The sequence below is a fragment of the Achromobacter sp. UBA5777 genome (genome assembly GCF_002418565.1).
Lineage (GTDB): Bacteria > Pseudomonadota > Gammaproteobacteria > Burkholderiales > Burkholderiaceae_B > Achromobacter > Achromobacter animicus.
In genome coordinates, this window is sequence record NZ_DIEJ01000238.1 from 24,189 (window position 1) to 37,337 (window position 13,149).

Genomic DNA, 13,149 nt, shown 5'->3' on the forward strand with positions numbered 1-13,149 from the left:
GCGGCCTCCAGAAGGGAAAAATTTCAAGGACACATCTATGGGCTTTCTCGCCGGCAAGCGCATCCTGGTCACCGGGGTGCTTTCCAACCGTTCCATCGCCTACGGCATCGCGCGCGCCTGTCATCAGCAAGGCGCAGAACTGGCGTTCACCTACGTGGGCGACCGCTTCAAGGACCGCGTGAGCGAATTCGCCGCCGAATTCGGCAGCAACATCGTGCTGCCCTGCGACGTGGCCGAAGACAGCCAGATCGACGGCGCCTTCGCCGAACTGGGCAAGCACTGGGACGGCCTGGACGGCCTGGTCCACTCCATCGGCTTCGCCCCGCGTGAAGCCATTGCCGGCAACTTCCTGGACGGCCTGTCGCGCGAAGGCTTCCGCATCGCCCACGACATTTCGGCCTACAGCTTTGCCGCCATGGCCAAGGCCGCGCTGCCCCTGATGGAAGGCCGCAACGGTTCCGTGCTGACGTTGACGTACCTGGGCGCCGAGCGCGTGGTTCCCAACTACAACACGATGGGTCTGGCCAAGGCGTCGCTTGAAGCCAGCGTGCGCTACCTGGCCACGGCGCTGGGCCCGCGCGGCATCCGCGCCAACGGCATCTCGGCCGGCCCGATCAAGACCCTGGCCGCCAGCGGCATCAAGGACTTCTCGGCCATCCTGAAGTTCGTGGAAAACCAGTCCCCCCTGCGCCGCAACATCACCATCGAAGACGTCGGCAACGTCGCGGCCTTCATGCTGTCGGACCTGGCTGCCGGCGTGACCGGCGAGATCACCCACGTGGACGGCGGTTTCTCGACCATCGTTCCGGGCATGGAAGAGTAAGACTTTCCTGGGACGGGGCCTGGCGCCCCGCCTTGCCGAACGGGGCCGGTTTCTCCGGCCCCTTCTCCGATTTCCTGTTTCTCAGTCCGGCCGCACGATCAGCGTGGACACCTGCACGTCCACCGCCGTCATCAGCTTGTGGATGGGGCACTTCTCGGCCACGGCCAGCAATTCGTCGATCTGCGCATCGGACAACTCGCCGTGCAGCGTCAGCTTGGCGGTCAGGCGGTAGATGCCACGGCGTTCCTCGCTGGCATCGCGCACCACTTCCACCCCCACCGATTCCAGCGGCAGGCCCTTGCGCTGCGCGTAGACCATCAAGGTCATCGCCTTGCAGCCGCCCAGCGCGGTATCGAAGTAATCGTGCGGATCCGGCCCCTCACCTTGCGGCTTGGGCATATCCAGCGGCAGGTCGTGGCCTTCGGCCGTTGCAGTGAATTTCAGGGACTGGGGCGCATTCTGGCGCACGCGGATGCTCATGAATCGGTTCTCCTGTGTTGGGACTATCAGGGACAGCCTGAATGAACTGGCTGCGCCTGCATGGGGCGGCCGGTCGGCCGGCGGCAAGGACGGTTGTAGCACTTGCCGCAGCCGTCCGGGGCCGGATCGGCCGCCTGACGGATAGCTGAACTTCCTGCGACGGCCGCGGTCCGATATCCCTGACCGACCGTTTTACAGGAGGCCGCATGAGCGCCCGGCAATTACTCGATCAACTGTTGCAGTCCGGACAAGGGCTGCTTTCCGACACCACGAACCGCGTGCAGAACGCCACCGGCGGCAAGGGATCTTCCCTGCTGTCCGGCCTGGGCGGCGGCGCCCTGGGCGCAGGCGCCCTCGGACTCTTGATGGGCAGCAAGAAGGCCCGCAAGATCGGCGGCAAGGTCGCCATGTATGGCGGCATGGCCGCGCTGGGCGCATTGGCCTATCGCGCCTATGGCGACTGGCAGCGCAAGCAGGCCGGCGCGCCCACTGCCCCGCCCCAGACGCTGGACCGCCTGCCCGCCCCCGAGGCCGAACAGCACAGCAACGCCGTCCTCACCGCCATGATCGGCGCGGCCAAGGCCGACGGCCACATCGGCCCCGAGGAAAAAACCCTGTTGGAAACGGAACTGGCCAAGCTGTCGTCCGACGCCCAGGACCGCCGCTGGCTTGAGGCCGAGCTGTCCCGTCCGCTGGATCCCAGCGTGATCGCCCAGTCGGCCAAGACGCCTGAAATGGCGGCGGAAATGTACCTGGCCAGCCTGCTCGTGGTGGACGAGGAAAGCTACATGGAGCGCGCGTACCTGGACGAACTGGCGCGTCAGCTCAAGCTGGAACCGGGCCTGAAGGAGCAACTGGAGCAGCACGCCAAGGCGGCTGCCTGATAGCAGCGGCTGACGCTGCAGCTGTGGTTTCAGCCCCCGGATCGGCCGCTTTGCCGTTCTCAATCCGCCCGCAGCCCGATCGCCTCGGTCAGCGCGGTATAGCGGTCGATATCCGCGCCGATCATCTGCTGAAATTCCTGCGGCGAGCTGCTGGCAGGCGTGAAGCCCTGCTCACGCAGCGCGGCCTGCACATCCGGCCGCCGCACGATCTTCCCCACCGCCGCATTCAGCTTGTCGACCACTGCCGGCGGCGTCGCCGCCGGGGTCAACAGCCCGTGCCACTGGTCCAGCGCATAGCCTGACACGCCCTGCTCGGCCACCGTCGGCACGATGGGCATGAGCGGTGACCGCGCGGGCGACGTCACGGCCAGCGCGCGCAGCTTGCCCGCGGCAATCAACGGCGCCGCGCTGGAAGCCGTCACCACCCCCACGCCCACCTGCCCCGCCATCACATCGGTCAGCGCCGGGCCACATCCCTTGTACGGCACCTGCTGCATCACCGCACCCGTCTTGCGCGACAGCATCTCGCCCGCCAGATGCTGCGGTGTGCCGTTGCCGCACGTCGCAAACGCCAGCGGCTTGTCCGGCACGGCGGCCACGATCACGTCATCAAGATTGCGCAAAGGCGACGCCGCCGGCACGACAAACACCGAGGGCACGAAAGCCACATTGATGACCGCCGCAAAATCCCGCTTCGGCGAAAAACCGAGATTGCGATAGACCCCCGGGTTGATCGCAAACGAGCTGTTCACCATCAGCAGCGTGTAGCCGTCGGGCGGCGACTCGGCCACGATCCGCGCGCCGATGTTGCCGCTGGCGCCCGGCCGGTTCTCCACCACAACCGGCTGACCCAACGACTCCTGCAGACTGGCGCCGATGCGGCGTGCAAGCAGATCGGTCCCGCCGCCGGGCGGAAACGTCACCACGATCGTGATGGGGTGCGACGGATACGACGCATCGCCCGGCGCCTCGCCCGACGGCGGATTACCGCAGGCCGTCAGCGACAGAACAACAAGCGTAAGAGACGAAAGCAGTTGGCGTTTCATGTTCGGGGACCAATCAAAAGTCAGGCGTCCAGACCGATGTCCAGCACCTTGGCGCTGTGTGTCAGCCAACCCACGGCGATCTGGTCCACGCCGGTAGCGGCCACGGCCGCCGCGGTCTCGGGCGTGATGCGGCCCGAGGCTTCGGTAATCGCCCGGCCTCGCGCCATGGCGACGGCGCGGCGCAGGTCATCCAGGCTCATGTTGTCCAGCAGCACCACGTCCACGCCCAGCGACAGCGCCACCTCAAGCTGCTCCAGCGTGTCCACTTCCAGCTCGATCTTCACCATGTGGCCCACGCCGGCGCGCGCCCGTTCGACGGCCGTCGCCACGCTGCCGGCCAGCGCGATGTGGTTGTCCTTGATGAGCACCGCGTCGTCCAGCCCATGGCGGTGATTGCTGCCGCCGCCCACGCGCACCGCGTACTTCTGCACCGACCGCAGCCCCGGCATGGTCTTGCGCGTGCACGTGACGCGAGCGCCAAAGCCGGCGATGGCCCGGGCAATCGACGCCGTGGCTGTCGCCACGCCACTCAGGTGACACAGAAAGTTGAGCGCCACGCGCTCCGCGCTGAGCATCGCGCGCGCATTGCCCTGGATGCGCGCGATTTCCATCCCGGGCTCGAGATCGCTGCCGTCGCGGCGCGACACCGTGAATGCCAGGCCCGGATCCATCGTGCGGAACGCCAGCCGGGCCAGATCCAATCCCGCCAGCACGCCCTCCTGCCGTGCCACGAGCCGCGTCTCGGCGGTGGCGTCGGCCGGCACGATGGCGTCGGTGGTCAGGTCGCCGGCGCGGCCCAGATCCTCCAGCAACGCCGCCCGCACGAGCGGCTCCAGCATGACGTCCGGCAGCGGCGGAACGGGAAGGCGATCGGCTGCGAGGGGCTTTGCGGCTTTAATGCTCATTTTGAGTATTTGTAGCGTAAAAAAAGGCGCGCAAGATTTGCGCACCACTTATGCTAAATATGAGTATAAGCCTTGTCAAGCGTCAAACGACGCGCGACACGGGCAGCTTGCTGCCTGCAATGGCCCGTTCCAGCAGCACATCGCGCCGGAATCGGAACAGCTTGGCGGGTCTGCCCGCAGTGCCGGTCGCCATGGCGCCGGTCTCTTCAACCAGATCCTGCTGCTCGATGAAGCGGCGAAAGTTCTGCTTGTGCAACCCACGCCCCGCCAGCGCCTCGACTGCCATCTGCAGTTGCAACAGCGTGAATTCGTCCGGCATCAGTTCAAACACCACCGGGCGGTACTTGATCTTGGCGCGCAGCCGCGCAATGCCGGTGGCCAGGATGCGCCGGTGGTCGTGGCGCATCGGCTGTCCGGGCACCACCGCGGTTTCGCCGGTGCGCCGCACCGCCTCGGGCACCAGCCCGGCTTCGAACAGCAGTTCGTAGCGCTGCAGCACCATATCCTCATTCCACGCCGCGCCATCCAGTCCGAACGTGATCGCCGCGCGCTGCTGGCGGCGCGCGCGGACCGATGCGTCCGCGCTGCCTTCGCACCACGCGGTAAGCCGCGGCACGATCACCTCCTCGACGAGCGCCGGCGTGCCCGCGCGCCGGTCTTCCCACGGAAAGTAGCGATACCAGTCCTGCCAGCCCACTTGCGCAACGCCCGTCTCGCCCGCTTCGCGCGTGAGGCCCAGGTAGCTGACCGAGATGACCCGCCCGCCGGACTCATCCGAGCGATCGCCGTCCGCAAAGGTATATAGCTGCTCGACATACCCCAGCGGATGATGCGTCTGCGCCTCCACCCAATCGCGCAGGCCAGCCTGCAGTGACCGGTGCGACAACTCGAACGGGCCGGCCGGCAACGCCCGCGCATCGTCCGTCGTCAGCACGCGCGGCTCGCCGTGGGTCACGGCAACCAGCACGGCAACGAGTTCAGCATGGACGGAGCGTTCGACGGATTCGGTCAAGGTGGGCGTGGGGTATCGAGAATGGGCGGTCGGCAGAAAACGGCAGCGCGAAGCTCGAGATTATAAGGACGCAGTGTGGCAACTTTTGATGGCCTCGTCCTGCAACAGCCCCTTGCAATCGTGACATCCAGAACGCTGCCTCACCCCGACGACGGTTCTAAGATGGATCAATGTCCAGGCGCGGCGCCATCCTGGCCTCGCGCGCAGTCGGAGCAATCGCCATGCTGAAAACCACCCCTGATCCCACCACTGCGTCCAAGGGTGCGGACGAACAAAAGCCCCCGACCGACCCGCGCAAGGGCACCGAGACCTTGCCCATGCCCGAGGAAAGCAACATCGTCGCAGGCATGCCGCGGCGTGGCCGCGCCATTGCGGAACCCGGCGAACCGGGCGTCATCACGCCGGAAGACGACGTGTTGGATACGTCGTACGACACGCCCAAGACGTGACGCGCGCGGAGTTCCGCGCATAGGGATCGCCGGCGTAAAGCCGGCGATACCGTCAGTCCAACTTCACCTTCGCCCCTCAGTCCAACTTCACCTTCGCGCCCTCGATCACGGGCTTCCATTTCTGGTAGTCCTGCTTGATGGTCGCCGCGAACTGCTCCGGCGTCGTAGGCATGGCCTGCGCGCCCTGAGCCGCCAAGGCCTCCTGCATCGCCGGCAATGCCAGCACCTTGTTGAGCTCCGTGTTCAGCGTCTGGATGATGGGCTTGGGCGTCTTGGCGGGCGCCAGCAAGCCATACCAGACCCGTACGTCAAAGCCGGGATAACCCAGTTCCGCCACGGTCGGCACGTCGGGCAGCGCCGGGCTGCGCTGCGGCGAGGTGACGGCCAGCGCGACCGCGCTGCCTGCCTTGAGTTGCGGCGCTGCCGAGGGGATCGACGTGAAGATCACTGGCACCTGACCGCCCAGCAGGTCGGCCATGGCGGGTCCCGACCCCTTGTACGGCACGTGGACCAGCTTGACGTCCGCGCGCTGCTGAAGCAATTCGGCAGCCAGGTGCGTGATGGTGCCGGCGCCCGGCGACCCGTAGTTGACGGCTCCGGGCGCCTTGCGGGCCGCTTCGATCAGCGCCTGCAAGGTCTGGTAGGGACTGGATTTGCCGGCCACGATGACCAGGGGTGCTTCGCCCACGATGCCAATCGGCGCAAAGTCCTTGATCGGGTCGTAGGGAAGCTTGCTGTAGATCGAAGGCGCCACCGCCAGGTTGTCGACCTGCCCCATGACGATCTCATAGCCGTCCGGCTTGGCGCGCGCAGCCGCGCCGATGCCGATGGTGCCGCCGGCGCCCGGCCGGTTCTCGGCCACCACGTTCCATTTGCTCGTCTCGCCCAGCTTGGCGCTCACTGTGCGGGACAGGAAGTCCGTGCCGCCGCCCGGCGTGAACGGCACGATGATGCGGATAGGTTGATTCGGGTAGGACTCCTGGGCCTGGGCGCCTGCCGCGACGCCCAGCACGCAAGCTGAAAGCAGAAGGTTGCGTAGCATGTCGTTTGTCTCCGTCGTTATTGCTTTATGGGCAGGCTGTGTCGCCTTGGTGGTCCTGCCGCGGCGCGCTCAGATGACGCCACGTTCCTGCAAACCGCGAATGTCCTCCTGCGCGAATCCGAATCGCAGCAGCACATCGCGGGTATCGGCGCCCAGCGCGGGCGCGGCTTGCACGGGCCGGGCTTCGGCCTGCGCAAACTTGATCGGGAAGCCCAGCATCCGGACGTCACCATGGTCGCCATGCGGCACGTCGACGGCCATGCGCTGGTCCTGCACCTGAGGATCCTCGAACACTTCCTGCAGGTTCAGCACCTGGCCGCACGGCACGCCGAACCGGTTCAGGCGTTCGATCCAGTGGGCGCTGGTGTGCTGGCGCGTGCGCGTCTGGATGGCCTCGGTGATGGCGCCACGATTGCGCATGCGATCGGCGTTCGTCGCAAAACGGGGATCGGCGCGCAGTTCCGACAGCTCCAACGCGTCCAGCAGCTTGTGATAGACGACGTCGTTGCTGGGCGCGATCGCGACCTGCCCGTCGGCCGTCTCGAACAGCCCGTAGGGCGACGCGATGCCATGATCGTTGCCCGTGCGCGCCGGCAGCCGGCCGTCGGCGAAATAGTTCGACGCCTGAAAACTCAAGAGGCCGATCATGCTGCCCAACAGGCTCACGCTGACGCTGTCGCCCTGCCCGGTGCGCTCGCGGCGCAGCAATGCCGCCACGATGCCGAGCGCACCATTCATGCCGGCCACCAGATCGCTGATGGGAGGGCCCGCGCGCATGGGCGGCTGACTTTCTGCGCCATTCAGGCTCATGAACCCGCTCATCGCCTGCGCGATGAAATCGAACGCCGGCCGGTCGCGATAAGGCCCCGTCGTGCCAAAGCCGTTGATGCTGCAATGAATGATGTCGGGTTTCAACGCCTTGAGCGCCTCGTCGCCCAGCCCCATCTTCTGCATCACGCCCGGCCGGTAGTTCTCGACGATGACATCGCATTCAGCGATCAGGCGCCGCAGCACGGCCTTGCCTTCCTCGCTGTAAAGGTCGAGCGTGACGGATTTCTTGTTGCGGTTGTAGTTGGCGAAATACCAGCTCAGGCCATCGCGTATCACGCCCTGGGCGCGCACCGGGTCGCCTTCGCCCGGCGTCTCGATCTTGATGACCTCTGCGCCCATGTCGGCAAGCAGAGAGGTGCAGAACGGGCCCGAGATGATGCGGGTCAGGTCCAGAATGCGAAATCCGGATAAAGGCATAGGATCTTATGAATCAAGAGTTGCTGAAATCAGCCCACGGCGGCCAAGGCGCCGTCGTAGTCATGCAATGCCAGTCGCGGCCCGGCCTTCATCACCTGTCCTGATAACGGGCGCTTCATCACCTGCTCAAGATGCCGCGACGCCTGGATCAGCGCCGCCAGGTCGATGCCCGTCTCGATGTCCATCTCGTGCAGCAGGTTGACCGTGTCCTCGGTGCAGACATTTCCCGTCGCGCCGGGCGCGAAGGGACAGCCGCCCAAGCCGCCCAGCGACGATTCAAAGGACGTGATGCCGGCGTGCAGCCCCTCGACCACGTTCACCAGCCCGAGGCCGCGCGTGTTGTGAAAGTGCAGCGAAAAATCCATGTCGGGAAACGCGGCGCGCAGCGCGTCGACCGTCTTGCGCACGAGCCGCGGCGTCGCCATGCCCGTCGTGTCGCCCAGCGTGACGGCGTCGAAATCCAGGCGGGCAAACTCGGCCACGATGGTCTTCAACGTGGCGATATCGACATCGCCTTCAAACGGACAACCGAAGGCGACCGCGATAGCGCCCTTGCGCCGCATGGGATGTTCCTGCAACAGCGCCGCCACATCCTCGATGTCGCGCAGCGATTGCTCCACGGACCGGTTCAGGTTCTTTCTGTTGTGGCTTTCGCTGGCCGACAGGAACACCACGACTTCATCGGCACGCGATGCCAGCGCGCGTTCAATGCCGCGCGGGTTCGGCGCCAGCGCGCTCAACACGACGCCCGGCCGCTTGTCCGCCAGCGCCAGCAACTCTGCAGCGTCGCGCATCTGCCGCACCGCCCGGGGCGAAACGAACGAGGTCGCCTCAATGTGCTGCACGCCAGCAGCAATCAATTCATTCAGGATGGCAGCCTTGGTGTCGGTGGGCACAAACTCGGGTTCGCTTTGCAGTCCGTCCCGCAGTCCCACCTCCACGATCTGCACTCGGCTTGGAAGGCTCACGTCTCTCTCTCCTCGCGCCCGCGCGGCGGGCGGTCCATGGGCTTGATGAGCCATCTTCCGAGGTCCACCGCCGTGGCACAAATCGCGATTCTTCAGCGGGCCATCGCCATTCACGATGGCTGAGCGCGGCGGCGCCTGCGTTGGCCGTCCGGATTTTGCTACGCAACATCCGCGTCCGAATCCCGAAAGACCTGCCTCAACTGCCGGAGGCGGCGGCCTCTTGCAGCAGGTGCTCCATCAGCAACCGGGCAGCGCCGGACAGGGGCTCATTGCTGCGCACGCACAACTTGAGCTGGCGACGCGCCCACGCGTCCGTCAAAGGGATAATCCTTAGATCGCCGCAATCGAAGAGGGACAGCGCCTCCACCGGCACAATCCCGATACCCAGCTCGCAGCGCACCATCGACACCAGCGCGTCGTATGACGTGACCTGGAACCGCAGCCGCACCGTCCGATTGATGGCTGCCGCCTCGCGCGTGAACAGGTAGTTCGCCGCGCTGCCCCTGTGCATGCCGACGTGGTCGTACTCCAGCGTGTCGGCAAACGCCACACGCTCCCGCGCGGCCAGCGGATGAGACCGGTTGGCCAACAGCGTCATCACATCGCGCCGATACGGAAAACTCTGCAGCCCGCTGTCGTCGTCGGTCTGGGTATAGATACCGATATCGCTCATGTTCTGCTGCACCGCGCGCGTCACCGCGGAACTGACGTTCTCCTCCAGATCGATCTGCACGCCGGGGTGCAGATCCAAAAAGCGCCGCAGATCCTGGGGCAGGAACTGCGTGATGGAAGACAGGTTGGCCGCAATGCGCACATGCCCGCGCACGCCCGATGAAAAATCGCGGATCTCGTCGGTGAGGCCGCGCGCCTGATGCAGCAGCGCCCGCGCATGCCGCGCCAACGCATGGCCAGCGCCCGTCGCCGCCACCCCTCGAGCATGCCGCGTGATCAGCACCACATCCAGGATGCGCTCCAGCTCCGACAGCCGCTTGCTCAGCGCCGAGGGGGCAATGTGCTCACGCGCGGCGGCCGCGGCAATGCTGCCCTCTTCAACCACGGCCACAAAGACCTGCAGGCTGTAGAGATCCAGGCGAGGCGCGGATGATCGGATCGGCAGGTCGAAAGTCATGGGACGAGCGTACCGTAACGATTCCCGGAAATGCAAAAAGCCCCGATTTCTGGGAAATCGGGGCTTTTTGGGGCTTGGCCGCTTTTTTGAGGCTTGGCGGCCTTGCCAGTATTCCTGGCGGACAGAGGGGGATTCGAACCCCCGATACGCTTTTGACGTATACACGCTTTCCAGGCGTGCGCCTTCAACCACTCGGCCACCTGTCCTACTGCACTTCCAGGGGCCTTTCGGTGCTGATGAAAGACGCTGCTGAAAATGCGAATCCGCGATTCTAGCAGAATCGGCGACAGCACAGCAAGCGGGCAAACAAAAAGGGACGCACTACGCGCGTCCCTTCCCCTGCCGGCGCCATTACTTCGACGCGGGCGGGTCCTGCTCCCGGTAGGAGCTGATCGTGCCGTCCGGTTCGGTTTCTTCCAGCCGGACGCGGAATCCCCACAGACGTGCCAGGTGCTTCATGACCTGTTCGGCATCTTCACCGGCCAACGGCCGGCCGCGGCTCTTCAAGTGGCGCAGCACCAGCGAGCGGTCGGTGTCGCGATTGAAGCGAACAACCTGGATGTCGGGCACCAGGTTGTCGCGGTTATGCTGCGCGGCGAGCAAGCGCCGGATGTCGCGGTAGCCCTCGTCGTCGTGGATCGCGGCCACTTCCAGCTTGGGGTTGGCCTGGTGGTCCGAGATCGCGAAGAAACGGAATTCGCGAATGAGGCGCGGGGACAGATACTGCGAAATGTAGGACTCGTCCTTGAAGTTGCGCATGGCGAAGTCCAGCGTCTTCAACCAATCGCCGCCCGCGATGTCGGGGAACCAGCGGCGGTCTTCGGGCGTGGGCGATTCGCAGATGCGGCGGATGTCAGACATCATCGCAAAGCCCAGCGCGTACGGGTTGATGCCGCCATAGCCGCGCTCGTCAAAGCCGCGCTGGCTGACGACGTTGGTATGGCTTTGCAGGAACTCCATCATGAAGCCATCGTTCACCAGGCCCTTCTCGTGCAGGCGGTTCAGGATGGTGTAGTGCCAGAACGTCGCCCAGCCCTCGTTCATGACCTTGGTCTGGGTCTGCGGATAGAAATACTGCGCGACCTTGCGGACGATGCGCACCAGCTCCTTCTGCCAGGGGGCCAGCTTGGGCGAGTACTTCTCGATGAAGTACAGCAGGTTTTCCTCGGGCTCGGGCGGAAACACGGACGCCGCGACGCGCGTGTCCTTGTCTGCTTCGATGCGCGGCAACGTGCGCCACAAGTCGTTGTACTGCAGGCGCGCGTGTTCCTCGCGCTCAGCCTGACGGGTGGCCTCTTCCTTGAAGGAGACCGGCGTCGGGCGCTTGTAGCGGTCCACGCCGTGATGCGACAGCGCATGGCACGAATCCAGCAGCGACTCCACGGCGTCGATGCCGTAGCGGTCTTCGCACGCCATCACGTACTTGCGCGCGAACACCAGGTAATCCAGCACGCCGTCGGCGTCTGTCCATTGTCGGAAAAGGTAGTTGCCCTTGAAGAAGGAATTGTGCCCGTAGCAGGCATGCGCGATCACGAGCGCCTGCATCGGCATGGAATTCTCTTCCATGAGGTAAGAAATGCACGGGTTGGAATTGATGACGATTTCGTACGCCAGCCCCTGCATGCCGCGGCGGTAGTACTGCTCGTTGCGGATGAATTCCTTGCCGTACGACCAATGCGGGTAGCCAATGGGCAAACCCGCCGACGCGTACGCGTCCAGCATCTGTTCCGAGGTGATGACCTCGATCTGGTTCGGATAGGTGTCCAGGCCGTACTCGCGCGCAATCTGCGAGATCGCGTCGTCATAGGTCTGGATCAGTTCGAACGTCCATTCGGAACCCTGCGAGATCGGCCGGACACCGCCGTCCGATCCCGGCTCCACGAGCGCACCCATGTTGGCGTTCATGCGGTCTCCTTCTTGAACAGGTCGTGGAACACGGGGAAGATCTCCCCGCGGTCGCAGATGCGCCGCATGACGAAGTGCGGTTCCAGTTTCTGTTCATACTCGGCCCACAGACTGCTCTTGCGGGCTTCCTGCGAGTCGGGGATTTCGATGTAGGCAAAGTAGCGCGACGAAGGCAGCAGATGCTCGGCCAGGAATCGCGCACTCTTGCCCGCATCGGCGCCAAACGAGTCGCCGTCGCTGGCCTGCGCCGCATAGACGTTCCACGCGGACGGCGGATAGCGCTTTTCCAGGATCTCGCGCATCAGCTCCAATGCCGACAACACGATCGTGCCGCCGCTCTTGGGGTCGTAGAAGAACGTGTGCTCGTCCACTTCCTCGGCGTTGTCGGTGTGGCGGATGAACACCAGATCGACGTGCTCGTACTTGCGCGACAGGAACAGGTAGAGCAGCGTGAAGAAGCGTTTGGCCAGATCCTTTTTGCCCTCGTCCATGGAGCCGGATACGTCCATCAGGCAGAACATGACGGCGCGCGCCATGGGGATGGCGACCGACACGCGGTTGCGATAGCGCAGATCCAGGTCGTCCAGGAACGGCACGCGCGCCAGACGCTCGCGGCAATCCTCGACCTCCTGTTCCAGCTCGCGGATTCGAGCCTGCGACACCCCCGCAGCCTTAGCCTCTTCGAGCGCGTCCTCGGCATCGCGCAGGTCAGCGCGCGCCTTCACGCCCAGCGACACGCGACGCGCCAGCGACGACTTCAGCGTGCGGCTGATGCTCAGCGTGCTGGGCGAGCCGGTGGTGGTGTAACCGGCGCGCTGCCACTTCTTCTGGCTGACTTCGCCAAGCTGGTTGCGCGCCAGGTGCGGCAGTTCCAGATCCTCGAAAAAGAGGTTCAGGAATTCGGCGCGCGAGAGGCTGAAGGTGAACTGGTCCACCGATTCACCTTCACCCGGCTCGGAGCCGCCCTCGCCCTGCCCGCCCTGCGGCCGGTCGAAGGTGTCGCCCTTGGCGAATTCGCGGTTGCCCGGATGCACCATTTCGCGGTCGCCGCCCGCGCCGTGCCGGAACGTCGGCTCGGAAATATCGCGGGCGGGCAGGTTGATCTCGCCGCCTTGATCCATGTCCTGGATCGAGCGGTCACGGATCATCCCGTGTACCGCCTTGCGGATCTGATCCTTGTAACGCCGCAGAAAGCGTTCCCGGTTAACGGCGCTCTTGTTGCGACCGTTAAGACGGCGATCGATCAGTGAATTCATGA

The 13,149-nt window shown here is 65.1% G+C and carries 13 protein-coding genes and 1 tRNA gene; 3 read left to right on the forward strand and 11 right to left on the reverse strand.

Annotation, left to right across the window (positions count from 1 at the left end):
• Positions 1 to 37: 37 nt before the first annotated feature.
• Entirely contained in the window at positions 38 to 823 is a 786-nt protein-coding gene (gene fabI / locus B3446_RS19645; RefSeq protein WP_175125419.1) for an enoyl-ACP reductase FabI, read from the forward strand.
• Positions 824 to 904: 81 nt separating this feature from the next.
• Here fabI and B3446_RS19650 read toward each other — a convergent pair whose 3' ends face one another.
• The gene (locus B3446_RS19650) at positions 905 to 1,303 is read right to left on the reverse strand and encodes an OsmC family protein (protein WP_291384282.1); all 399 of its coding nucleotides are present in this window, start codon (positions 1,301 to 1,303) and stop codon (positions 905 to 907) included.
• A 206-nt stretch (positions 1,304 to 1,509) separates the two neighbouring features.
• Between B3446_RS19650 and B3446_RS19655 the strand changes: the two genes are divergently transcribed.
• Positions 1,510 to 2,187 (forward strand): tellurite resistance TerB family protein, encoded by a 678-nt coding sequence (locus B3446_RS19655; protein WP_105237303.1) that lies wholly within the window; start codon positions 1,510 to 1,512, stop codon positions 2,185 to 2,187.
• Positions 2,188 to 2,246: 59 nt separating this feature from the next.
• Here the strand turns inward: B3446_RS19655 and B3446_RS19660 are convergent, their stop codons facing one another.
• From B3446_RS19660 to B3446_RS19670, 3 genes are all read right to left on the reverse strand, one after another.
• Complete coding sequence (locus tag B3446_RS19660; protein ID WP_291384284.1) at positions 2,247 to 3,233, reverse strand: tripartite tricarboxylate transporter substrate binding protein; 987 nt, start codon at positions 3,231 to 3,233, stop codon at positions 2,247 to 2,249.
• A gap of 20 nt (positions 3,234 to 3,253) precedes the next feature.
• Positions 3,254 to 4,138 (reverse strand): carboxylating nicotinate-nucleotide diphosphorylase, encoded by an 885-nt coding sequence (gene nadC / locus B3446_RS19665; RefSeq protein ID WP_291384286.1) that lies wholly within the window; start codon positions 4,136 to 4,138, stop codon positions 3,254 to 3,256.
• A gap of 82 nt (positions 4,139 to 4,220) precedes the next feature.
• A complete protein-coding gene (locus B3446_RS19670) occupies positions 4,221 to 5,150 on the reverse strand; it encodes an NUDIX hydrolase (RefSeq protein ID WP_291384288.1) in 930 nt (309 codons plus the stop codon).
• Between the two features lie 221 nt (positions 5,151 to 5,371).
• Here B3446_RS19670 and B3446_RS19675 point away from each other — a divergent pair, with 221 nt between their 5' ends.
• Positions 5,372 to 5,599 (forward strand): hypothetical protein, encoded by a 228-nt coding sequence (locus B3446_RS19675; RefSeq protein WP_291384290.1) that lies wholly within the window; start codon positions 5,372 to 5,374, stop codon positions 5,597 to 5,599.
• Positions 5,600 to 5,675: 76 nt separating this feature from the next.
• On the opposite strand, the gene B3446_RS19680 is transcribed toward B3446_RS19675, so the two are convergent.
• The 7 genes from B3446_RS19680 to B3446_RS19710 all read right to left on the reverse strand — a co-directional run bounded on the left by B3446_RS19680 (position 5,676) and on the right by B3446_RS19710 (position 13,147).
• Positions 5,676 to 6,641, reverse strand: coding sequence for a Bug family tripartite tricarboxylate transporter substrate binding protein (locus tag B3446_RS19680; RefSeq protein WP_291384292.1), 966 nt, complete (start codon positions 6,639 to 6,641; stop codon positions 5,676 to 5,678).
• 69 nt (positions 6,642 to 6,710) lie between these two features.
• On the reverse strand, positions 6,711 to 7,889 hold the full coding sequence (locus tag B3446_RS19685) for a CaiB/BaiF CoA transferase family protein (protein WP_291384294.1): 1,179 nt from the start codon (positions 7,887 to 7,889) through the stop codon (positions 6,711 to 6,713).
• Between the two features lie 29 nt (positions 7,890 to 7,918).
• Positions 7,919 to 8,857 carry a hydroxymethylglutaryl-CoA lyase gene (locus tag B3446_RS19690; protein ID WP_291384296.1) on the reverse strand — a complete coding sequence of 313 codons (939 nt, stop codon included), beginning with the start codon at positions 8,855 to 8,857 and terminating at the stop codon, positions 7,919 to 7,921.
• Positions 8,858 to 9,053: 196 nt separating this feature from the next.
• Positions 9,054 to 9,986: a LysR substrate-binding domain-containing protein gene (locus B3446_RS19695; RefSeq protein ID WP_291384297.1), complete on the reverse strand. Its 933-nt coding sequence runs from the start codon at positions 9,984 to 9,986 to the stop codon at positions 9,054 to 9,056.
• Between the two features lie 115 nt (positions 9,987 to 10,101).
• Positions 10,102 to 10,192 (reverse strand) — tRNA-Ser (locus tag B3446_RS19700).
• 145 nt (positions 10,193 to 10,337) lie between these two features.
• Entirely contained in the window at positions 10,338 to 11,891 is a 1,554-nt protein-coding gene (locus tag B3446_RS19705; RefSeq protein ID WP_291384299.1) for a SpoVR family protein, read from the reverse strand.
• The gene (locus B3446_RS19710) at positions 11,888 to 13,147 is read right to left on the reverse strand and encodes a YeaH/YhbH family protein (RefSeq protein WP_175125456.1); all 1,260 of its coding nucleotides are present in this window, start codon (positions 13,145 to 13,147) and stop codon (positions 11,888 to 11,890) included. Before B3446_RS19710 ends, B3446_RS19705 begins: the two co-directional genes overlap by 4 nt.
• Between the last annotated feature and the right edge of the window lie 2 nt (positions 13,148 to 13,149).

Excerpts from the sequence above, each read along its gene's own strand:
- fabI (WP_175125419.1), top strand. The coding sequence starts at position 38 with ATGGGCTTTCTCGCCGGCAAGCGCATCCTGGTCACCGGGGTGCTTTCC.
- B3446_RS19650 (WP_291384282.1), bottom strand. The coding sequence starts at position 1,303 with ATGAGCATCCGCGTGCGCCAGAATGCGCCCCAGTCCCTGAAATTCACT.
- B3446_RS19655 (WP_105237303.1), top strand. The coding sequence starts at position 1,510 with ATGAGCGCCCGGCAATTACTCGATCAACTGTTGCAGTCCGGACAAGGG.
- B3446_RS19660 (WP_291384284.1), bottom strand. The coding sequence starts at position 3,233 with ATGAAACGCCAACTGCTTTCGTCTCTTACGCTTGTTGTTCTGTCGCTG.
- nadC (WP_291384286.1), bottom strand. The coding sequence starts at position 4,138 with ATGAGCATTAAAGCCGCAAAGCCCCTCGCAGCCGATCGCCTTCCCGTT.
- B3446_RS19675 (WP_291384290.1), top strand. The coding sequence starts at position 5,372 with ATGCTGAAAACCACCCCTGATCCCACCACTGCGTCCAAGGGTGCGGAC.
- B3446_RS19680 (WP_291384292.1), bottom strand. The coding sequence starts at position 6,641 with ATGCTACGCAACCTTCTGCTTTCAGCTTGCGTGCTGGGCGTCGCGGCA.
- B3446_RS19685 (WP_291384294.1), bottom strand. The coding sequence starts at position 7,889 with ATGCCTTTATCCGGATTTCGCATTCTGGACCTGACCCGCATCATCTCG.
- B3446_RS19695 (WP_291384297.1), bottom strand. The coding sequence starts at position 9,986 with ATGACTTTCGACCTGCCGATCCGATCATCCGCGCCTCGCCTGGATCTC.
- B3446_RS19705 (WP_291384299.1), bottom strand. The coding sequence starts at position 11,891 with ATGAACGCCAACATGGGTGCGCTCGTGGAGCCGGGATCGGACGGCGGT.
- B3446_RS19710 (WP_175125456.1), bottom strand. The coding sequence starts at position 13,147 with ATGAATTCACTGATCGATCGCCGTCTTAACGGTCGCAACAAGAGCGCC.